Raw genomic sequence first — 21,054 nt, forward strand, 5'->3', positions numbered from 1 at the left:
CCCGGCCGCGGTCCGCGCGAGGCGGGCCTTGCTGCCTGTTTGCGCGGCGCGGCTGCGGCGGCAGGCGCCGTCCAACTGGGTCCCGCGCCGCAATCGATGATCGACTTGCCGCAAAATTGCGCGCACGCTTGAATCAGTTCCGAAATCGCGCGCGATTGCATGCGACCCGCGGATTTTCCTCACTCCGCGCACGAATTTTGGTCAATGCAGGATACGGTTATTGCCCCCTTAAGAAACGTCGTTTGAGACACGATTTGGCGAGCAGCGGTGAGCCGGTGGCCGGGCCCAAGCCCCATTCTTAACCCTGATGCAGCATTGGGCTATAAGGACGTCTGCATGAGTCGCCGCTGCATCATCCTCCTCCTGCCTGTCATGACGCTCCTGTCCGCCGGCGGCGCGCTGGCCCAGGACAAGGGCAGCGTGAATCCGAAGCCGCTGCCGCCGCTCGCCAATCCGAACGACCCTGGTGTGGCCGCCAAAGAGCTGTTCGCGCGCAAGCTGCTGCCGTCGAAGGGGCCGGCTCATGTCGTCGGCTCCTACACCAAGGGCTGCATCGGCGGCGCGGAGCAGATGCCGCTCAACGGCGATCATTGGCAGGTGATGCGGCTGTCGCGCAATCGCAGCTATGGCCACCCCGACATGATCGCGCTGATCAAGCGGCTCGCGGCCAAAGCGCACAAGGACGCGGGATGGCCGGGCATCCTGGTCGGCGACATCGCCCAGCCGCGCGGCGGCCCGGCGCTATCGGGCCATGCCAGCCACCAGATCGGTCTCGATGCCGACATCTGGCTGACGCCGATGCCGGACCGCCGCCTCTCGCGCGAGGAGCGCGAAGACATGTCGGCGGTGATGATGGTGCGCCAGGACCGGCTCGACATCGACCCCCGTGTGTTCACGCCTGGTCATGTGCTGGTGCTGCGCGATGCGGCGCGGGAGCCGGCGGTGCAGCGCATCTTCGTCAACGCCGCGATCAAGAAGGCGCTGTGCCGCGAGGCCAAGGGCGATCGCTCCTGGCTGTCGAAGATCAGGCCGTGGTGGGGCCACGACTACCACTTCCACATCCGTATGCGCTGCCCGGCGGGTGCCGGCGAGTGCGAGGGCCAGCCGTCGCAGGCCGAGGACGAAGGCTGCAAGCCCGCCGATCTCGCCTATTGGTTCTCCGATGCGGTGCTGCACCCCAAGCCGCCGCCGGAGCCGCCGAAGCCGAAACCGCCGATGACGCTGGCGCAGATGCCGGCGGCTTGCAAGGCGGTGCTGCACGCGGCGGATGCGAAGCCGTAGCGTAACCTGGCGCCACACTCACCGCTGTCGTCCCGGACAAGCGTGAGCGCAGATCCGGGACGACAGCGGTGCTTGAGGCGCGCTTGTCGGGATGACGAACTCGTTGGTTGGTGCACAACACCCAAATGCGCTAAGATCGTACTGCCGCCGTGCCGTAAGCCCGCGGCATCCTCGGGATGCGTATCCCTGACCAACAAGCCTGACCGCATGCCTCGCATCGCTCGCGTGGCCAACGATGGAATCCCAGATGCGCGTCCTCGCCTTCCTCGCTATGCTCTCGTTCAGCGCGACCTCCGCTCTCGCCGCCGGCGAACCTAGCGGTTGCGACAAGTTCAAATGGCCGATCGAGCGGGAGCGCGCGGCGCTCTCCGCGCCGGACCGTGCGCAGCTCGCATCGGGCAGCGAGCAGGCGGTCTTGCCGTCCTCGGCCATCACGCTGGGGCTGGTTACCCCAGGCGAGGCAAGACTGCCCGCGCCGCCGGAGCGCGCGCCAAAGGGCGGCACCTTTGCCGGCTTCACCAGCGTCAAATCCGCCAAGGCAGGGCTGTACACGATCAGCCTGTCCATCGGCGCCTGGATCGACGTGGTCCAGGATGGGCATGTCCTCAAGCCGGTGGCCTTCAGCGGTGCGACCGATTGCAGCGGCATCCGCAAGACCGTGAAATACGAGCTGTCGTCGCAGCCTTTCGTCCTGCAGGTCAGCGGTGCCAAGGAGAATTCAATCGCAATCGCGATCCTCCCAGTTCAATAACGCTGTTCGCCAGATAAACGGCCACCCTTTGACCTGAGGCCGCAGCCCCTGCTATCTTCGCCATGGCGATATCCCTGCCGGCCGTAAGCCGTCGGGTCCCGTGGAGCAGCGCTTCCACCCGTCGCAACCTACCCCACCAACGCCAGTCCTGCGCGTGCATCCTGCGTGCGCGGATTCGCACGGAGCGCTCCCTATGTTACGCATTGCAGGACTTTTCACCGCCTTCGTGATCCTCGCGGGCGCGAGCCTTTCGCCGGCCGCCGCCGAGGACAAGACCATCACCGTGTTCGCCGCGGCGTCGATGAAGAACGCGCTCGACGAGGTCGACGCAGCCTACACCGCCAAGACCGGCGTCAAGTTCTCGGTCAGCTATGCCGCGAGCTCGGTGCTCGCCCGGCAGATCGAGCAGGGCGCGCCGGCCGATGTGTTCGTCTCGGCCGACACCGACTGGATGGACTACGCGATCGTCAGGAAGACCATCAACGAGGCTTCCAGGGTCATTCTGCTCGGCAACAGCATCGTTCTGATCGCGCCGAAGGATTCTGAGATCAACAACGTCGCGATTACCCAGGGCTTCGACCTCGGAAAGCTCGCCGGCGACGGCAGGATCGCGACCGGCGACGTCAAGTCCGTGCCGGTCGGAAAATATGCCAAGGCGGCGCTCGAGAAGCTCGGAGCCTGGCAGGCTGCCGAGGCGAAATTCGCCATGGCCGAGAGCGTTCGCGCGGCGCTGACACTGGTGGCGCGCGGCGAGGCCAATCTCGGCATCGTCTATTCCACCGACGCCAAGGTCGAGCCCGGTGTCAAGATCGTCGGCACCTTCCCGGCGGACTCGCACCCCGCGATCATCTATCCGGCTGCCGCGACCACGACCGCGAAGGCCGGGACCAGCGACTATCTCGCCTTCCTGCGCTCCTCGGCCGCCAAGACCATCTTTGAGAAATACGGCTTCAAGTTTCTGGTCAGCCCGACAATCTGATATTCAGCACTTGATGTTCGAGATCTCTCCCGCCGAATGGACCGCGATCCTGCTCTCGCTCAGGGTCGCCGTCGTCGCCACACTGGTCGCAACGCCGTTCGGCATTGCGCTGGCGTGGCTGCTGGCGCGGCGCGATTTCTGGGGCAAGGCGGTGCTCGACGCCCTCGTGCATCTGCCGCTGGTGCTGCCGCCTGTCGTCACCGGCTATCTGCTGCTCCTCAGCTTTGGCCGGCGCGGCCTCGTCGGCGGCTTTCTCGCCGATCATCTCGGCATCGTGTTCTCGTTCCGCTGGACCGGCGCGGCGCTCGCCTGCGGGGTGATGGCGTTTCCGCTCTTGGTGCGCCCGATGCGGCTGTCGATCGAGGCGATCGATCGGCGGCTGGAGCAGGCGGCCGAGACGCTCGGAGCCGCCCCCTGGAAAGTGTTCTTCACGGTGACGTTGCCGCTGGCGCTGCCCGGCGTGCTCGCCGGCATGGTGCTCGGCTTTGCCAAGGCGATCGGCGAGTTCGGTGCGACCATCACCTTCGTCTCCAACATTCCCGGCGAGACCCAGACGATTTCGTCCGCGATCTACTCGCTGATCCAGACCCCGGATGGCGATGCCGCGGCCGGCCGGCTCGTGATCGTCTCGATCGTGCTGGCGCTGGGCGCGCTGATCGCGGCCGAATGGTTCGCCCGCCGCGCCACCGCGCGACTGCACGGGAATTGACCATGCTGCGCGTCGACATCGAAAAGAAGCTCGGCGAATTCTCGCTTCACGCGTCCTTCACCAGCGAAGGCCGCGTCATCGGCCTGTTCGGTGCGTCGGGCGCGGGCAAGACGTCGCTCGTCAACATGATCGCCGGTTTGCTGCGGCCCGACCGCGGCACCATCGTGATCGACGGCGAGACCGTCGACGACACCGCGGCCGGCATTCACGTGCCCACTTATCGTCGCCGCATCGGTTACGTGTTTCAGGACGCGCGGCTGTTCCCGCATCTCAACGTTGCGCAGAATCTCGACTATGGACGGCAGATGAACCGACTTGCGCCCGATCCGGCGCAGCACAAGCGCGTCATCGACCTGCTCGATATCGGCATGCTGCTCGATCGTCGTCCCGGAAAGCTCTCCGGCGGCGAGCGTCAGCGCGTCGCGCTCGGACGCGCGCTGCTCTCCCGGCCGCGCCTTCTGCTGCTCGACGAGCCGCTCGGCGCGCTCGACGAGGGCCGCAAGCTCGAGATCCTGCCCTATCTGGTGCGACTGCGCGACGAGGCCAACGTGCCGATGGTCTATGTCAGCCACGACGCCGCCGAGCTGCGCCAGCTCGCCACGCAAATCGTGATGCTGAAACAGGGCCGCGTGACGAGCTTTGGTGGGGTGAAGGTGCTGACGTAGCGGAAACGTGCAGCGCGGCCAGGCTCGCTCCCCTCACCACCCCTGTCATGCCCCGGCTTGACCGGGGCATCCAGTACGCCGCGGCCCATCGATTCCACCATAAATGTCACGGAGTACTGGATCGCCCGGTCAAGCCGGGCGATGACAGAGAGGTTATGGCGCGGGCTGCAAGGCGATGCTGAGCACTAAACCCCCGCCACCGACGTCCACACATCCGCGAGCTTCTTCCGCAGCGCCTGCGCGCGGGTCAGCGGCGCGGGCGTCTCGTCTTCTTCCGGCAGGCGCAGGCCGACGACGTTGACGCGGCCGCCGGAGATGCTGCGTGCGACCAGCACGATCTCGTCCAGTGCGAGCTCGGCCCCCTCCTTCGGCGCGCGGTCAAGATGGACGTCGAAATAATCGGCGAGGGTCAGCTTGCCCTCGTCCTCGCCGATCTTGACGCCGTAGATCTCGGCGAGCTCGGCGAGCGTGTGTTCGCCGGAGACCATGAAGTCGCCGAGCAGATGCGGATCCGGCGCCGAGCTCGGCTGCATGTCGACGAAGAAACGGTCGAGCGATTCGGCCTTTTCCGGCGGTGCCAGCAGATAAATGTAGTCGCCGGGCGCGACCGGATCGGCTTCGCTCGGCGTCAGGATGTTCTCGTTGCGGATCACCAGCGTCGGCTTGGACCAGGACGGGATCAGGCCGCGGCGGAAATACAGGCTCTTGGGCCGCACCGGATAGCCGACCAGCTGCTGCTCGAGCTGGCCGGGCAGATCCAGCTCGACGCGCCGCGGGCCGCGCTCGGCGCGCGGCAGCGCCACGTGAAGCTTGCGCGCGGCAGGCGCCAGGGTCCAACCCTGCAGCAGCAGCGAGATGATGACGACGACGAAGGCGACGTCGAAATAGAGATAGGCCTTGGACAGGCCGACCAGCATCGGGATCGAAGCCAGGAAGATTGCGACCGCACCGCGCAGGCCGGTCCAGGCGATGAAGATCTTTTCGCGCCAGTTGAAGCGGAACGGCGTAAGGCACACGAAGACCGCAATGGGACGCGCGACCAGCATCAGCACGAACGCGACGGCGACCGCCGGCAGCACGCTGGCGCCCAGCCGGCTCGGCGAGACCAAAAGGCCGAGCAGCACGAACATCACGATCTGCGCCAGCCAGGTCGCGGCATCGAGGAAGGCCACGACCTGGTTATGCGCGCGCGTCGGGCGGTTGCCGATGATGATGCCGGCGAGATAGACCGCGAGGAAGCCGGAGGCGTGCATCATCTGCGAGCCGCCGAAGATCACCAGCGCGGCCGTGGTCACGAACGGCGCATGCAAGCCCTGCGGCAGCGCCACCTTGTTGAGCGCGATGACGACGAGGCGACCACCGATGACGCCGACGACAGCGCCCAGCGCCGCCTCCAGGACGAACTCCATCAGCACATGGCCGGGCGAGCTCGAGCCGACGGAGATGTACTCGACCAGCATCAAGGTGAGGAAGATCGCGAAGGGATCGTTGGTGCCGGATTCCGCCTCCAGCGTCGCGCCGACGCGCGGACGCAGGCGCAGGCCCTGGGTGTGCACCAGCAGGAAAACCGCGGCCGCATCGGTCGAGGCCACCACGGCGCCGACCAGCAGCGACTCCGTCCAGTTGAGATCGAGCGCGAATTTGGCGAACGGCGCCGTGATCAGCGCGGTCAGCAGCACGCCGGCGGTCGCGAGCACCACGGACGGCGCAAGCACGGTGCGGATGCTGGCAAAGCGTGTCCTGAGGCCGCCGTCGAACAGGATCAAGGCCAGCGCCACCGAGCCGACCAGATAGGTGGTGCGGACGTCGTCGAACTGGAGCTGGCCGGGACCGGAATCGCCGGCGAGCATGCCGACCGCAAGGAAGACGAGCAGCAAGGGCGCGCCGAAGCGGAGCGCAAGCAGGCTCGACAGGATGCCGGCCATGACGAGGACGGCGCCGAGCAATATGGCGAGGCTGACGGAGTCGAGAGAGGCCATGCGGTGCTGCGGGTTACTCCAAGTAATGAGCGAGTTCAGTCAGGGGGCCACCGGCCGGGCGCTCCCTCGCCCCGCTTGCGGGGAGAGGTGGGGTGAGGGGGAGTCTCCGCGAGGACGGTGACAGCGAGACTCGCGGAGAGTCCCCCTCACCCGAAATTCAAGCTGCGCTCGAATTTCGGCCTCTTCCCGCACGCGGGGAGAAGCGAAGCACGCCGCGACCAACGGATTTACCCAAACATGTATCCATGCATCTCTATCGTCGTCGCCTCCGCGCGCCAACCCATTTTCGCGCCTCGCGGCAATCTGCCCGTATTATACGGCCTTAACGTCCATCACATGCCGGTGTATCGATGGCCCGGCCGCGCCCTTTGTGGGATTCTGCGGCTTCCTCGAATCAATTCCTCCCCGCTTGCCGACGAGACCGATGGACATGGACCTCAAGGACTTCATGGAGTTCGTGCAGACCACCGCGCGCAGCGTCGGGGCGGAAATCTCCTCGCCCTGGTTCTACCTGCAATTCGGGCTCATTCTGGCCGCGGCCGGCATCGCCTATGCGGCGGAGGCCGGCATACGCAACCGGGTCGACATGACCGCGCTGACGATGCGGTGGCCGCTGCCGCTCCGGCACTTCGCCCGGGTGATGGTCGCCAGCGCCTCGACGGCGGTGTTCACCTTGCTCGTGATCATCTCGCGCCTCGTGATGTACCACGCGACCTGGCCGAGTCGCTCCTATCTGTTGATGGTCGCCGCCAAGCTCGGGCTGGCCTGGCTCGCGATCCGGCTCGTGACCTCGGTGCTGCGCAATGCCTTCATCGTTCGCCTGGTGTCGATCACGGCGTGGTTCGTTGCCGCGCTGTCCATCCTCGGACAGCTCGATGCGACCGTCGACCTGCTCGATTCCTTCGCGATCGTGCTCGGCGGCCTCAGGCTGACCCCGCTGCTGGCAATCAAGGCCGGTGCGCTCCTCCTCATCGCGCTCTGGGCCACCAACATCGCCAGCAATTTCGCCGAGAGCCGGATCAACGCGACCACCGATCTGACGCCGTCGGTGCAGGTGCTGCTGGTCAAGATCATCCGCATCGGGCTTCTGGCCGTCGCCATCGTCATCGCGCTCGGCGCGGTCGGCATCGACCTGTCGGCGCTCGCGGTGTTCTCCGGCGCGGTCGGCGTCGGCATCGGTATCGGCCTGCAGAAAATCGTCGCCAACTTCATCTCGGGCATCATCCTGCTCGCGGACAAGTCCGTGAAGCCCGGCGACCTCGTCACCATCGGCGACAACACGGGGCGCATCAGCGCGATGAAGACGCGCTATATTTCCGTCGCCGCCGGCGACGGCCGCGAGTTCCTGGTGCCGAACGAGGATCTGGTGACGCAGAAGGTCGTCAACTGGACCTATACCGACAAGAACACGCTGGTGAAGATCGCCTTTGGCACCAATTACGACGCCGATCCGAGACTGGTCTGCAAGCTCGCGGCCGAGACCGCGGAAGCCCATCCGCGCGCGCAAAAAGGCAAGCCGCCGACCTGCATCCTGACCGAGTTCGCCGAAGCCGGAATGAAGTTCTCGCTGACCTTCTGGATCGCCGATCCCGACGGCATGGACAAGGTCAAGAGCGACGTGATGCTGGCGCTGTGGGACGCCTTCAAGCGGGAAGGCATCCGGGTTCCCTACCCCGTCCGCGAAATTCGCATCCGCGGCGGCGCGCTGCCGGTGGAAACCACCGTAGAAGTCCCGAATTAGGCCGCTTTCGGGCACAAGGCGGTAAGATTCTTGTTTTGACGCGTTTTCTTCACGCGAACCGGTAGCCACTTCGCTCGAAAACGCTCTGCCTTGGCTTGCATGAAGGCCGGCAATCGTTAAATTAGGGCCTGAAATCAAGCCTTTCCGCCGATAACCGCGATCAGCCCCGAAAAGACTGCACAAGCATGAGCTACGTCGAAGCCACCGATACCTCGCTGCGCAAGACCGGACAGATCAAGCTGCATGGCCCGGCCGCCTTTGCCGGCATGCGCAAGGCGGGCGCGCTGGTGGCGAAGTGCCTGGACGAGCTCACCGACATCGTCGGGCCCGGCGTGCCGACCGAGCGCATCGACCAGTTCGTCCGCGACTTCGCCTTCAGCCATGGCGCCTATCCGGCGACGCTGATGTATCGCGGCTATCGCTATTCGACCTGCACCTCGCTCAACCACGTGGTCTGCCACGGCATGCCCGGCGACCGTCCGCTGAAGGAGGGCGACATCGTCAATATCGACGTCACCTTCATCGTCGACGGCTGGTACGGCGATTCCAGCCGGATGTATGCGATCGGCCCGATTGCCCGCAAGGCGGAGCGGCTGATCGAGGTGACGTATGAAGCGATGATGCGCGGCATCGCCGCGGTGAAGCCCGGCGCCACCACCGGCGACATCGGTCACGCCATCCAGAGTTTCGTCGAGCCGCAGGGCATGAGCGTGGTGCGCGATTTCTGCGGCCATGGCTTGGGCCGCATGTTCCACGACGAGCCGAACATCATTCATATCGGCCGCCCGGGCGAAGGCGTGCAGCTCAAGCCCGGCATGTTCTTCACCATCGAGCCGATGATCAATCTCGGCAAGCCGCATGTGAAGATCCTCTCCGACGGCTGGACCGCCGTCACGCGCGACCGCTCGCTGTCGGCGCAGTTCGAGCACTCGGTCGGCGTCACCGCCACCGGCGTCGAGATCTTCACGCTGTCGGAGCGGCACGGCGAGAAGCAGATCGGGTGAGCCCGACGCGTCTTCTATCGCCGGCGGCGGAATGAGGATGGCGCCCTCTTGTAGGTCGCAGCAAAGGCGTCGTTGAAGCGGCGCACGCTGCCGAAGCCGGCCGCAAACGCGATCTCCGCCAACGTCATATCGGTCTTGTCGATCAGACGCTTGGCTTCCTGCACGCGCCGGGTTGCCGCGATCTCGCTCGGGCTCGCGCCGGCATGGCGCATGAACAGGCGCAGCAGATGACGCGGCCCGACGCCAAGGGCTTCCGCAAGCTCGGCCATCGACGCCCGGTCCAGAAAGCCGTCATGGATCAGGCGCATGCCGCGCGCGACGGTGGTGGCCGTTCCCATCCAGGCGGGCGAGCCCGGCGCCGTTTCAGGGCGGCAACGCAAGCACGGGCGAAAGCCGGCCCGCTCGGCGGCAGCCGCGGTCGCATAGAAGGTGACGTTCTCCGAGCGCGCCGGGCGAACCGGACAGACCGGCCGGCAATAGATGCGCGTCGAGCGAACCCCGGAAAAGAACAGGCCGTCGAAAGCGCGGGCGCGCGCCAGACGTGCCCGATCGCAGGTCTCCCAGTCGAGATGCGGTGGCAGCATTTGCCGCTCGGCTGAATTCTTCGCCATCGCCAAATCATAGTTTCGATGCAGCGCACCGAGTAGCTGAAATCGGACATCATCGGGCGATGAGGTCCGAATTCAGCCAGCCCGTACCGCAGCTCTGGATCATGGTGCCGATCCAGGAGCCAATCGCATGAGCACACAGGCACAACACACGACGTCGGGGCAGACCAGTCTCGCCATCGAGATCGGGCTCCTGCTGCTGCTCTCGCTGATCTGGGGCAGCTCGTTCACGCTCATCAAGCTCGCTGTCGCAACAATCCCGCCGTTCACGATGGTCGCCGCTCGCGTGAGCATCGCCGCGACGCTTCTGATCCTGATTGCGAGCGCGCAGGGCCACGCCCTTCCGCGCGAGCAATCGGTCTGGGCCGCCTTCTTTGTGCAGGGGCTGCTGCAAAGCGCGCTGCCCTTTACCCTGATCAGCTGGGGTGAGATGCATATCGCGAGCGGGCTTGCCGGCGCGCTCAATGCGACCCCGCCGATGTTCGTGCTGGCGATCGCTGTCATGACCGGGCGCGGACGGCAGGCGATCAGTGGGCGGAAGGTCGTCGGCGTTGCTCTCGGCTTTGCGGGCGTGGCCCTGACCATGGGCACCGATACGCTCTCCGGGATCGGCACGGCGGCGCCACTGGCCCAGATGGCGGTGCTCGGCGCGAGCTTCTGCTACGCGCTTGCACCGATTTGGGGGCAGCGGTTTTCGGGCCTGCCCGCGATCGTCACGGCAGCAGGGGCGATGAGCTGCGCCGCGGTGCTGATGCTCCCGACCGCCGCGGCTCTCGAACAGCCGTGGAGGCTGGCACAGCCGCCCGTGCAAGCGATCGCAGCGGTGATCGCGCTCGGAATGATCTGCACAGCCTTGGCGATGGTGATCTATTTCCGGCTGATCCGCACGCTCGGCCCGCTTGGCACGACCAGCGGGAGCTATCTGCGCGCAGGCTTCGCCGTGGCGCTCGGCACCGCCATTCTCGGCGAGCATTTGACCTGGTCCAGCCTTGCCGGAATGGCGCTCATTCTCGCCGGGGTGGTGGCGGTCACGGTGCCCGCGCTCGCACCGACCACCAGGACGCCGGTCGGCGCGTCGCCCCGCAATTGACGGTTGCAAAAGCGCTAGCCCCCGGCGATGCTGGCCCTGATGCCCGCCAAGCCGGATCACGACAAGAGCAAGCCTGACGACGCGCCGCACTACCACGGCCATCGCGAACGGCTGCGCGAGCGCTTCTACAATGCCGGCGCGGATGCGCTCAGCGACTACGAGCTGTTGGAGATGGCGCTGTTTCCGGCGCTGCCGCGGCGCGACACCAAGCCGCTGGCGAAGGCGCTGATCAAGACCTTCGGCTCGTTCGCCGAGGTCGTGCATGCGCCGGTGGCGCGGCTGCGCGAGGTCGACGGCATCGGCGAATCCGCGATCAACCAGCTCAAGCTGATCGCCGCCGCCGCGAGCCGCGTGACCAGGGGCGAGGTCAACAGCCGCAATGCGCTGTCGTCCTGGAACGAGGTAATCGACTATTGCCGCTCCAGCATGGCGTTCGCCGACAAGGAGCAATTCCGCCTGCTGTTCCTGGACAAGCGCAACCAGCTGATTGCCGACGAGGTACAGCAGACCGGCACCGTCGACCACACCCCGGTCTATCCGCGCGAGGTGATCAAGCGCGCGCTGGAATTATCGGCGACCGCGCTGATCTTGGTGCACAACCACCCCTCGGGCGATCCGACGCCGTCGCAAGCCGACATCCAGATGACCAAGGCGATCATCGACATCGCAAAGCCGCTCGGAATTGCCGTGCATGACCACATCATCGTCGGTCGAAGCGGGCACGCGAGTTTGCGCGGGATGCGGTTGATCTAAGACGAAAACGTGCCCACGGCATGCGGTGCGGCGAACCAGCCGTGCGGGTGCGTCAGGCCACGTAGCGCCGACCTCACTTGTCGACGGCAAATGCGAGCACGATGTGTTCGGGTGTCTGCTTGAAATCCTTGGCGATGGTGTCGCGAACGAGACCTGCGAGCTGGTTCAAGGGCTTGTCGTCATAGAGGCGCGGGAACTGGACCGTGACCGACACCAGCCGCCCATTGTGCCAATTGAAACCGACCTCCGGCTTGACGCCGATCGATTGCTCGAGGTCGGCGGCCACGGCCTTCGACTGCTTGAAACCTTCCGTCACCGTGCTGACGGCATCGCAGCCCGCGAGCGCGGTTGCGCAAAGGAGCAGCAGCATAAATCTGGACATGAAGATTCCCCACCGGTGACGGTCCCGCGAGCATGATCGGCGACAAAGCCCGGGGTCGTCAACGGGCGGTTGCATTGACGATGCTCACCGACATCAGAGCATCAGGGCGAGCGTTGAGGCGGTTCACGGCTCGACCCAGCGCTGCACGGCTTCGGCGGTATCGGCGGGCGTGGTGTTGAAGCAGATCGCGGCATCCGGCGCGAGGCGGTGAACGAGGTTGATCACCTTCTCGAACAGCACGAGACGCTCCTTCGGCTCGCGCAGGCCGGCGCCGATCACGATGCAGTCGAAGCGCTCGTCGCGCAGTGCCGCCGTGACACCGGCTTCCGCGGTGGCGTCGAGATCGATCAGGCAGCTCGTGACCTCGAAGCCGAGATCGCGCAGGCGCAGCAGCTGCGCCTCGATGTAGTCGCGCACGAGCTCCGGCGTGAGCTGCGGAAATGCGCTGTAGTCGGCATTGCCGGGTTCGATGCCGATGGCGAGGACGCGCTTGGCCATGCAGGACTCCTTGCCGGACCGTCTCGCTTCGCTAACGGACGGAGGACGGTGCCGGTTCCGCCATAGGCGGTCGGGCCCCGCATTGCCGTTCCTGCCGCCGATTTCCTATCCGGGCTGTAAGCCATTTCACATGCAACCGACCGGCGACCTGCCAGATTTGCGGGAGTTCACGCTGGCGTCACGCCCCGATCAGCCACCCCGTCTAGCTGGCTGGCGGAGATTCGATCGTTCATTCATTTGCGGGAGCGAAAAATGATTTCATTCGAGAGTTTGAAAGCGGAATATGAGCGGAATTGGGCCGGTCTCGAGATCCGGCCCGGGCGCCTTGCTGAGGCGAATGCGGTTGCCCGCAAGGCCCTCAATGGCAAGGCGACCTATCAGCAGATCGAGCGGTTGACGGGCGTGCCCTGGCATTTCACCGCGCTCTGCCACTACCGCGAGGCCAATTTCGATTTCGACACCTATCTCGGCAACGGCGAGTCGCTGCATCGCGTGACCACCATCGTTCCGAAGGGGCGCGGCCCGTTTGCCACCTTCGTGGACGGCGCCGTGGACGCGTTCAGGATCGAGAACTTCATCGGCGCCCGAGATTGGGGCATCGAGCGGATGCTGTTCAGGCTCGAGGCGTTCAACGGCTTCGGCTATCAGGCCAAGGGCGTCAAATCGCCCTATCTCTACGGCGGCTCGACATTATACGGCCCGCCCGAGGCACGCGGCGGAAAATTCGTCCGCGACCACGTGTTCGACTCCAACCAGGTCGATTCTCAGCTCGGCACGGCGGTGATCTTGCACGCGATGATGTCGCTGGATTCCTCGATCACACTCGACGGCGGCGCCCAATTCGCCGGCCACATCGAGCCCGAGGACGAAGCGGCCTCGACCATCGTTCTCATGCAGCAGGCGCTCAACAGGCTCGGCGCCAATCCGCCGCTCGCCGAGGACGGCATCAGCGGGCCGAAGACCAGAGCCGCCGTCTCGCAGTTTCAGCAACGGAACGGCCTGAGGGATACCGGGCTTCTCGATGCGGCCACGGTCGCCGCCATCACCCGCGCGACGCAGCAGCCGGGCCCCGCCGGGCAGACCGCCGATCTGTCCGACGTCCTGACGCGGCTGGAGGACCTCGCTCAAGTGCTGCGACCGTCAGCCGGCGGCACGACGCTGCCGGCGACGATACCGGGCAACACGTTGCCCGCCGTCTCCAACGATCCGATCAGCCTGTTCGAACGGCTTTTCTCTCTCGTCAACAAGGCGACGCCGATGCCAGGACCGGTCACCGCGACCAACGCCGCCCCCGTCGATCAGTTGAAGCAGGTCGTTGACCTGCTCAGCACGCTGCTGAGCAAGGACGGCAAGCCCATGCTCGGCCAGGTCAACGGCGCGCTCGGCGAAACCATCGGCAAGCTGCTCGATGGCAAGAAGACCGCGCTCGGCATCGGCGGCTCGCTAATCACCGCGCTGCTCTCGTCGGTGACGGCGAGCCCCAATGCGGGAGGCCTTGCCGGACTGCTCGGCACCATCGTGTCGGCGGTGCCGGGCCTCGGCCAGTTCGCGATGCCGATCTCGCTGGCGCTTGCGGCGTGGGGCGTGCTCGGCAAGCTGGAGAAATGGGCGCAAGGCACCGCACCACCACCGAAGCTGACGACTTGAGACGCGATGAGATTGCGCCTACTGACGCAGCATGATCAGGGGATCGGCGGTGTCGGGGACGCGCCGCCATTGCGCGTTGTCGTCGGCCTCGAACTGCCAGACCGCGCCTGATTTCGACATCAGGACGATCTGGCCGCGCTCGAGCCGCCATTGCGTCGGGTTGAACTGCGCGATGGTCGGGTCGCATTTCGGCTTGAGGAAGACCTGGAAATTGTCGGGACTCGCCTCGGTGTTGGTCAGCGTCAGCCCGCACACCGGCTGGCCGTTGCCGCGCACCATCGCCCAGTCGCCGATCATCTGGTCCATCGACTTGGCCATCGAGCGGGCGGCGGCGAGATCTTGCAAGATGTAGACGCCCTCGCCCTGGCGCAGGCCTTCGAAGATGCCGGCTTCGACCTCGGTGAAGTCGATCACCGCTTCACCGGTCGCGTCCTGCATGCGTACGATGTCGAGCCCCCTGACGCTCCAGGCCACGATGTCCTTGGTGAACGGCAGCGCGGTCTTGCAGGCCGGCTCCAGCTCCAGCTTGTAGCCCTGCCCCGCCGCATCACCCTTCATCGTGACGACGCAGGTCTTGCTGCGCTCGGTGGTCGAGAGCTCCCACTGTCCTAGCATCGACTTCTTCAGGCTCGTCGCATCCTGCGCATGCGCAGCGCCGATCGCGGCCAACGAGGCCGCGACGGCGAATGCAACGACCCGAAGAACGGCCATCAGCGCCCCCTGAACGGCGTTTCGGCCACCGGCGTCAGCGGCGCCTTGCCGGCGAACCAGGATTTGAGGTTGTCGACGACGAGCTGGTCCATCGCGTTGCGCGTCACCACCGAGGCCGAGCCGATATGCGGCAGCAGCACGACGTTCTGCATCGCCTTGAGCTCGTCCGGAACGTTCGGCTCGGCCGCGAACACGTCGAGGCCGGCGGCGAGGATGGTGCCCGATTTCAACGCCTGAACCAGCGCCGGTTCATCGACCACGGAGCCGCGCGCGACGTTGATCAGCACGCCGCGCGGGCCGAGGGCCTTGAAAACCTCGGCATTGATCATCTTGTTGGTGCTGGCGCCGCCGGGCACGATCACCATCAGCGTGTCCACCGCCTTCGCCATCTCGATCAGGTCGGGATAGTGCTTGTAGGAGACATCCTTGGACGGGTTGCGCGAGTGATAGACCACCGGCACCAGCGAGGCATCGAGCCGGCGCGCGATGGCCTGGCCAATCCGGCCCATGCCGACGATGCCGACCTTGCGGTCGCGCAGAGAGCCGACGCTGAGCGGATAGTTCTGCGTCTGCCAGAGGCCGGAGCGCACGTAGCGGTCGGCCTTGATGAATTCGCGCAGCGTGGAGATGAGCAGCCCCATCGCGACGTCGGCGACCTCCTCGGTCAGCACGTCGGGCGTGTTGGTGACGATGATGTTGTGCTCGGCCGCGTATTTGGCGTCGATGTGGTCATAGCCGACGCCGAAGCTCGCCACCATCTCGATCTTGGGCAGTTGCGACAGCGAATCCCTGTCGGCTCGGACGGTGTGATAGGTCACGGCGACGCCGCGAATCTTCTCGCGGATCGCCGGCGTCAGCCGCTCGAGGTCGCCGCGCGTCTCGGCCTTGTGCACGACGAAATGATCGGAAAACCCGTTCTCGAGGATCGGCCGCACCGGCCCATAGATCAGAAGGTCGATCTTTTCGGACGAAATCGAACCGGCAGCCATCAGTTTTCCTTTCCAAGCGCGCTTTCATGCCAGCGCCGTAAAACGAGGTGCGAAACTAGCGCCAGCACCCCATAGATGACAATCCCGGCCAGCGACAACAAAAGCAGCGCTGCGAACATGCGGGGTATGTTCAATCGATAGCCCGACTCGGCGATCCGGTAGGCCAGCCCGGAGCCGGCGCCCGCCGTTCCCGCCGCGATCTCGGCGACGACCGCGCCGATCAGAGACAGGCCGCCTGCGATGCGCAAACCGCCGAGAATGTAGGGCAGTGCGGCGGGCAGCTTGAGAAAGCGCAGGGTCTGCGGCTTTGATGCGCCATAGAGCTGGAACAGGCCGGCGAGGTTGCGATCGACCGAATTGAGCCCGAGCGTGGTGTTGGACAGCACCGGAAAAAAGGCGACGATGAAGGCACAGACCACGACCGCGGTCTGCTGTTCCAGGTAGATCAGCAAGAGGGGCGCAATCGCGATCACAGGGGTGACCTGGAGCACGATCGCATAGGGAAATAGCGAGTATTCCACCCATTTCGACTGGTTGAACAACAGCGCCAGCGCGATGCCGCCGATGCTGGCCGCGACAAAACCTTCGAGCGTGGTTGCAAGCGTGGTCTCGAGCGATTGCGACAGCACCGCCCAGTCCTTGATCAGCGTCAGGATGATGATCGAGGGGGCCGGCAGCACGTAAGGCGGGATCCCCTTGAGGCGGACCACCAGTTCCCAGGCGATGAGGCCAGCCGCGAACACGATGACGGGAAGCACCAAGCGCATCGCGCGTTGTGCAGCTCGTGGTTTTGCGATGACGGGAACTTGCGCGTTCATAGCGTCAACTGCCCCGCATAGGACGGCGCCAGCGCGGCCGACACTTTCCGGCAATAATCCGAATAAGCCGCCGAGGTGCGAAACCCCTCGCCGCGCGGCTCGACCGTCTCGATGCGGATGTCGGCCCGGATACGGCCCGGCCGCGCCGTCATCACCACCACGCGCTGCGACAGATAGACGGATTCGAACACCGAATGCGTGACGAAGATGACGGTCTTGCCGAGAGCTCGCCACAGCGCGAGCAGATCGTTGTTGAGGCGGAAGCGCGTGATCTCGTCGAGCGCGGCGAACGGCTCGTCCATCAAAAGGATATCCGGATCGGTGACGAGCGCGCGCGCCAGCGACACCCGCATCTTCATGCCGCCGGAGAGCTCGCGCGGAAAGCTATCTGCGAAATCGGCGAGCCCGACGCTGGCCAAGGCGGCGTCGGCACGCGCGCGCCCCTCGGCCTTAGGCACGCCGCCGAGCTTGAGCGGCAGCCGCACGTTCTCACGGACGCTGGCCCAGGGCATCAGGGTCGGCTCCTGAAACACGAAACCGATGCCGTGACCCGGCTGCACCTCGCCCTCGTGGCGCGCCACCCGCACGATCCCGGAGGACGGCGCGCTGAGCTCCGCGATCAGCCGCAGCACCGTCGACTTTCCGCAACCGGACGGGCCCAGTAGCGAGATGAATTCGCCCTTGCGCACCGCGAGGTCGAACGGGCCTAGCGCCATGATTCCGTTGCCATAGGTCTTCGTCACGCCGCGCAGGCTGACGGCGAGATGCGTCAGGCCGGTCTCGACGGCGGAGGAGGTTCTGTCGGCTGACATCGACCTTGCGCTAGGGCTTGTTCGGGCGCAGTTCGACGCCGACGCCCTTGTTGACGAAGCGCAGCGTGTAGGATTTGCGGAAGTCGAGATCCGCCTTGACGACGCCGGCCTTCACCATCTTGTTGAAGAAGGAGGTGTAGCGCTCGTCGCTCATCGCGCCGATGCCGTTCTTCAAGGAGTCGCCGGAATCGACGATGCCGTGCTCCTTCATCTTGGCGACGGAATAGGCGAGCAGATCGTCGGTCATCTCCGGGTTCAGCTGCTTGATCATGGCGTTGCCGGCGGAATTGTCGCGATAGATGTAATTGTACCAGCCGACCATGGAGGCGTCGACGAAGCGCTGGACGAGATCTGGCTTCTTCTCGACGATGTCGCGGCGCGTCTCGATCAGGGTCGAATAGGTGTTGAAGCCATAGTCGGCGAGCAGCAGCACGTTGGGCTTGAAGCCCGCCGCCTTCTCGACCGCAAAGGGCTCGGAGGTGACATAGCCCTGCATGGCGCTCTTCGGGTTGGCGATGAAGGGCTGCGGATTGAAATTATAGGGACGGACGTTCTTCTCGCTGAAGCCGTATTCGGACTTCAGCCACTGGAAATAGCTGCCCATGCCCTCCTTGGAGACGAACAGCGTCAGCGGCTTGAGGTCCTCGATCTTGCTGACCTTGGCATCCGGCTGCGTCAGCATCACCTGCGGATCCTTCTGGAAGATCGCGGCGATGGTCACGACGGGAACGTTGTTGGCGACCGCGTCGAACGACATCAGCGTGTTCGCGGCCATGAAGAAATCGATCTTGCCGGCGATCAGCAGCATCCGGTTGTTCTCGTTGGGCCCGCCGGGGACGATAGTGACGTCGAGCCCGTATTTCTTGTAGGTGCCGTCGGCCACCGCCTGGAAGAAGCCGCCGTGCTCGGCCTCGGCGACCCAGTTGGTGCCGAAGGTGACCTTGTCCAGCGTCTCCGCACGCGCCGGGGCGCTGCAGACGAAAGCGGCGAAGAGGCCCGCCGTCAGCGCGCGCCACAGATGAAAGGGGGTCATAATGGCACTCCGTCGATTGCTTTTTGCCAATCGCGTCTGGCTCATGTGAGGCCAACGCGATAGAACCGCATGACATCAGGGGACGCGAGCCGGCCGGGCCCGCGTCCCCTGATACCCCAAATTACGCGACAAATTCGGGCAATGAAACCTCCAAAGAATACTCAATGATGCCATCCCGCGACTGGACCGCAATCCGCTGGGCCGATGCGCCCCCCGCGGAGACGGCGCGCTGGATCGCCGTGCTTCCGCTGGCGGCGACCGAACAGCACGGCCCGCATCTGCCCGTGACAACGGACGTGCTGATCGCCGACGCCTATCTGGCGCGCGTGCGCGAGCTGCTGCCGGGAAGCGTTCCAGCGACGTTCCTGCCCGTTGAGAGGATCGGGATTTCCACCGAGCATATCGACTATCCGGGCACGCAGACGCTGCGAACCGAGGTCGCGCTGAAGCGATGGACTGATATCGGCGGGGATGTCGCGCGCAGCGGCGTCAAGAAGCTCGTCATCATCACCAGCCATGGCGGCAACAGCGCGGCGATGATGCTGGTCGCGCAGGATCTGCGCGCTCATCACAAACTGTTCGTGGTGACAACGTCGTGGTCGCGGCTATCGGGCGCGGATCAATTGTTCACGGCCGAGGAAGTGCGTCACGGCATTCATGGCGGCGCCATCGAGACCTCGATCATGCTGGCGCGCTACCCCGATCAGGTGCGTCAAGCTGCGATCGCGGATTTTCCCGCGAGCAGCATCGCAATGGAAAAGCAGTATCGCTGGCTGTCGACGCAGCGGCCGGCGCCGTTCGCCTGGCAGGCGCAGGATCTCAACGCCAGCGGCGCGATCGGCAACGCGACATTGGCTGAGCCGGCGAAAGGCGAGCAACTGATCGACCAGGGCGCTCGCGCTTTTTGCGAGTTGCTGAGCGAGGTCGATAACTTCGACGTGAACAGGCTCGCCAAAGGGCCTCTCGGCTAGCCAATATCCTGCTGGAATCATTCAAGAAAGTTCTCGACTCCGGGAGCGGATTTGCCGCTTTCGAACCGGACGCGAGGAGCCTCCGTCAAACTGGGCACGCGGGCCACAACGGACCCCTCAACCCCGGATGGAGTTTCACATGTCGATCAAGACCAAGATTGCCGCCGTAGCGCTGGCCACCCTCGCCGTCACCGGCAGCATCGTGTCCACCACCTCGCAGGCCGAAGCCAAGCCGCTCGGCTGGGGCTGGGGTGTGGGCGCCGGCATCGCCACCGCCGCCGTCGTCGGCTCCGCGATCGCCGCCAGCAACGATCCCTATTACTACGGCTATCACCGCTGCGGCTGGGTCGCCCAGTACAACGCCTTCGGCCAGTACGTCGGCCGCGTTCGTACCTGCTACTGATTTGGGTACCTGAGGCCGATCTCTCACGTGGATCCTGCGTTCGACACGGGCGCCTCATCCACCCCGTGTCGTGCCCCCGACCCGCCCGGCTGTCCCCCCGGGCGGGTCATTCATTTTCCGCGCCAAACGCCCAGAACGCCTTCCGATTGCACGTTCCGCGTGTCAGGATTCGAATGGGCAGCAGGAGGGCGAGGATGAATTGGCGAGTCTCGATCGGATCGATCATGATTGCGATGCTGGCCTCGACGCAGACGTTTTCCGAGCCACAGCGACAGCCGCAAGCAATGATCCAAGCCGAAAATCGTCTCGCCGTGGATGTCGAACTCGTGATCGCGGTCGATATTTCCTACTCGATGGAAATGGATGAGCTGGCAGCTCAACGCGAGGGCTTTGCCGAGGCCATCGTCTCGCAGGAATTTCTTCAGGCCTTGCGCGCCGGTCCGATCGGCAGGATCGCGCTGACCTATTTCGAATGGTCAGCCACGAACCACCAGAAGATCATCGTCCCCTGGCGATTGATCGACGGAGCGGAAACGGCCGAGGCCGTCGCAGCTGAACTCATGAAGGCGCCGGTCCTTCGCGGTTCGCGCACGTCGATTTCGGGCGCGATCAAGTTCGCCGTGCCGCTGTTCGAGCAGAGCCCATATCGTGGCTCGCGCCAGATCATCGACATTTCGGGCGACGGTCCGAACAACGTCGGCGATCCTGTCGCCACAGCGCGCGACACGGCGTTGCAGAACGGCATCGTCATCACCGGCATGCCGATCTTGACCCATGCGGCGCTCCTTGGGCCGACGGACATCGACCATATCGACCACATCGACCGGTACTATGAGGATTGCGTCATCGGCGGCCCAGGTTCCTTTGTCGTGCCGATCACCGATCGCGGAAACTTCAAGGAGGCGGTCCGGACCAAGCTCGCTCTCGAGATCGCAGGCCGCACGCCGGATCAATCGCCTGCCACCTCTGGGGACAAGAAGCCGCGGGTTCTCTGCACGATTGGCGAGAAGCTCTGGCAGCAACGGTGGAATGCGAACACGCCTGCGGCGAATAATTCGGTGATGAGCAAACCGGCGGCGAACAAGGATGACGCGCTGCTCGACAGGAAGATCAGGGGCATCTGCCGCGGCTGCTAGGTGCTTTCGCCGGCCGGCGACCGGCCGCCGCCTTCGCCCACGCCCCTCCCATTTGCCTGGTCACCGACAGGCTTCCAGCAGAGGCCCGACTCCG

Annotated in this window: 22 protein-coding genes; 13 read left to right on the plus strand and 9 right to left on the minus strand. The window is 65.2% G+C overall.

The window, feature by feature from the left end:
* The first annotated feature begins 336 nt into the window (after window positions 1-336).
* The 5 genes from mepA to modC all read left to right on the plus strand — a co-directional run bounded on the left by mepA (window position 337) and on the right by modC (window position 4,385).
* Window positions 337-1,281: a penicillin-insensitive murein endopeptidase gene (gene mepA / locus XH84_RS39190; protein WP_128920293.1), complete on the plus strand. Its 945-nt coding sequence runs from the start codon at window positions 337-339 to the stop codon at window positions 1,279-1,281.
* Between the two features lie 247 nt (window positions 1,282-1,528).
* Window positions 1,529-2,032, plus strand: a complete 504-nt coding sequence (locus XH84_RS39195) for a hypothetical protein (RefSeq protein ID WP_164936374.1) — start codon at window positions 1,529-1,531, stop codon at window positions 2,030-2,032.
* Between the two features lie 193 nt (window positions 2,033-2,225).
* Complete coding sequence (modA, locus tag XH84_RS39200) at window positions 2,226-3,011, plus strand: molybdate ABC transporter substrate-binding protein (protein WP_128920291.1); 786 nt, start codon at window positions 2,226-2,228, stop codon at window positions 3,009-3,011.
* A gap of 13 nt (window positions 3,012-3,024) precedes the next feature.
* Entirely contained in the window at window positions 3,025-3,720 is a 696-nt protein-coding gene (gene modB, locus XH84_RS39205; RefSeq protein WP_128920290.1) for a molybdate ABC transporter permease subunit, read from the plus strand.
* Between the two features lie 2 nt (window positions 3,721-3,722).
* Entirely contained in the window at window positions 3,723-4,385 is a 663-nt protein-coding gene (modC, locus tag XH84_RS39210) for a molybdenum ABC transporter ATP-binding protein (protein ID WP_128920289.1), read from the plus strand.
* Window positions 4,386-4,570: 185 nt separating this feature from the next.
* On the opposite strand, the gene XH84_RS39215 is transcribed toward modC, so the two are convergent.
* On the minus strand, window positions 4,571-6,364 hold the full coding sequence (locus XH84_RS39215) for a potassium/proton antiporter (RefSeq protein ID WP_128920288.1): 1,794 nt from the start codon (window positions 6,362-6,364) through the stop codon (window positions 4,571-4,573).
* 424 nt (window positions 6,365-6,788) lie between these two features.
* On the opposite strand from XH84_RS39215, the gene XH84_RS39220 reads away from it, so the two are divergent.
* Entirely contained in the window at window positions 6,789-8,105 is a 1,317-nt protein-coding gene (locus XH84_RS39220) for a mechanosensitive ion channel family protein (protein ID WP_164936373.1), read from the plus strand.
* A gap of 185 nt (window positions 8,106-8,290) precedes the next feature.
* Window positions 8,291-9,109: a type I methionyl aminopeptidase gene (gene map, locus XH84_RS39225; RefSeq protein ID WP_128920286.1), complete on the plus strand. Its 819-nt coding sequence runs from the start codon at window positions 8,291-8,293 to the stop codon at window positions 9,107-9,109.
* Between the two features lie 14 nt (window positions 9,110-9,123).
* On the opposite strand, the gene XH84_RS39230 is transcribed toward map, so the two are convergent.
* Window positions 9,124-9,720 carry a bifunctional transcriptional activator/DNA repair enzyme AdaA gene (locus XH84_RS39230; protein ID WP_128920285.1) on the minus strand — a complete coding sequence of 199 codons (597 nt, stop codon included), beginning with the start codon at window positions 9,718-9,720 and terminating at the stop codon, window positions 9,124-9,126.
* 127 nt (window positions 9,721-9,847) lie between these two features.
* Between XH84_RS39230 and XH84_RS39235 the strand changes: the two genes are divergently transcribed.
* Entirely contained in the window at window positions 9,848-10,807 is a 960-nt protein-coding gene (locus XH84_RS39235; protein WP_128920284.1) for a DMT family transporter, read from the plus strand.
* Window positions 10,808-10,846: 39 nt separating this feature from the next.
* Window positions 10,847-11,560, plus strand: a complete 714-nt coding sequence (radC, locus tag XH84_RS39240) for a RadC family protein (RefSeq protein WP_128920283.1) — start codon at window positions 10,847-10,849, stop codon at window positions 11,558-11,560.
* 73 nt (window positions 11,561-11,633) lie between these two features.
* Here the strand turns inward: radC and XH84_RS39245 are convergent, their stop codons facing one another.
* Together XH84_RS39245 and XH84_RS39250 are read right to left on the minus strand one after the other, a co-directional pair.
* Entirely contained in the window at window positions 11,634-11,942 is a 309-nt protein-coding gene (locus XH84_RS39245; RefSeq protein WP_245472006.1) for a hypothetical protein, read from the minus strand.
* 123 nt (window positions 11,943-12,065) lie between these two features.
* Window positions 12,066-12,440: a hypothetical protein gene (locus XH84_RS39250; protein ID WP_128920282.1), complete on the minus strand. Its 375-nt coding sequence runs from the start codon at window positions 12,438-12,440 to the stop codon at window positions 12,066-12,068.
* Between the two features lie 252 nt (window positions 12,441-12,692).
* On the opposite strand from XH84_RS39250, the gene XH84_RS39255 reads away from it, so the two are divergent.
* The gene (locus XH84_RS39255) at window positions 12,693-14,087 is read left to right on the plus strand and encodes a peptidoglycan-binding protein (protein ID WP_128920281.1); all 1,395 of its coding nucleotides are present in this window, start codon (window positions 12,693-12,695) and stop codon (window positions 14,085-14,087) included.
* An 18-nt stretch (window positions 14,088-14,105) separates the two neighbouring features.
* Here XH84_RS39255 and XH84_RS39260 read toward each other — a convergent pair whose 3' ends face one another.
* From XH84_RS39260 to XH84_RS39280, 5 genes are read right to left on the minus strand one after another with little or no spacing between them, the layout of a single operon-like run.
* Window positions 14,106-14,798, minus strand: a complete 693-nt coding sequence (locus XH84_RS39260; RefSeq protein WP_128920280.1) for an AprI/Inh family metalloprotease inhibitor — start codon at window positions 14,796-14,798, stop codon at window positions 14,106-14,108.
* On the minus strand, window positions 14,798-15,787 hold the full coding sequence (locus XH84_RS39265) for a 2-hydroxyacid dehydrogenase (RefSeq protein WP_128920279.1): 990 nt from the start codon (window positions 15,785-15,787) through the stop codon (window positions 14,798-14,800). Before XH84_RS39265 ends, XH84_RS39260 begins: the two co-directional genes overlap by 1 nt.
* Entirely contained in the window at window positions 15,787-16,605 is an 819-nt protein-coding gene (locus tag XH84_RS39270; RefSeq protein ID WP_128920278.1) for an ABC transporter permease, read from the minus strand. Before XH84_RS39270 ends, XH84_RS39265 begins: the two co-directional genes overlap by 1 nt.
* Window positions 16,602-17,417, minus strand: a complete 816-nt coding sequence (locus tag XH84_RS39275) for an ABC transporter ATP-binding protein (protein WP_128920277.1) — start codon at window positions 17,415-17,417, stop codon at window positions 16,602-16,604. Before XH84_RS39275 ends, XH84_RS39270 begins: the two co-directional genes overlap by 4 nt.
* Before the next feature lie 10 nt (window positions 17,418-17,427).
* A complete protein-coding gene (locus tag XH84_RS39280) occupies window positions 17,428-18,450 on the minus strand; it encodes an ABC transporter substrate-binding protein (protein ID WP_128920276.1) in 1,023 nt (340 codons plus the stop codon).
* Between the two features lie 164 nt (window positions 18,451-18,614).
* Here XH84_RS39280 and XH84_RS39285 point away from each other — a divergent pair, with 164 nt between their 5' ends.
* The 3 genes from XH84_RS39285 to XH84_RS39295 all read left to right on the plus strand — a co-directional run bounded on the left by XH84_RS39285 (window position 18,615) and on the right by XH84_RS39295 (window position 20,960).
* Window positions 18,615-19,421, plus strand: a complete 807-nt coding sequence (locus tag XH84_RS39285) for a creatininase family protein (protein ID WP_128920275.1) — start codon at window positions 18,615-18,617, stop codon at window positions 19,419-19,421.
* Between the two features lie 139 nt (window positions 19,422-19,560).
* Complete coding sequence (locus XH84_RS39290; RefSeq protein ID WP_164936372.1) at window positions 19,561-19,824, plus strand: hypothetical protein; 264 nt, start codon at window positions 19,561-19,563, stop codon at window positions 19,822-19,824.
* Between the two features lie 194 nt (window positions 19,825-20,018).
* A complete protein-coding gene (locus XH84_RS39295) occupies window positions 20,019-20,960 on the plus strand; it encodes a DUF1194 domain-containing protein (RefSeq protein WP_128920273.1) in 942 nt (313 codons plus the stop codon).
* The last annotated feature ends 94 nt before the right edge of the window (window positions 20,961-21,054 follow it).

Origin of the sequence: Bradyrhizobium nanningense (genome assembly GCF_004114535.1) — a bacterium.
In the GTDB taxonomy this organism is placed as follows: Bacteria; Pseudomonadota; Alphaproteobacteria; order Rhizobiales; family Xanthobacteraceae; genus Bradyrhizobium; species Bradyrhizobium nanningense.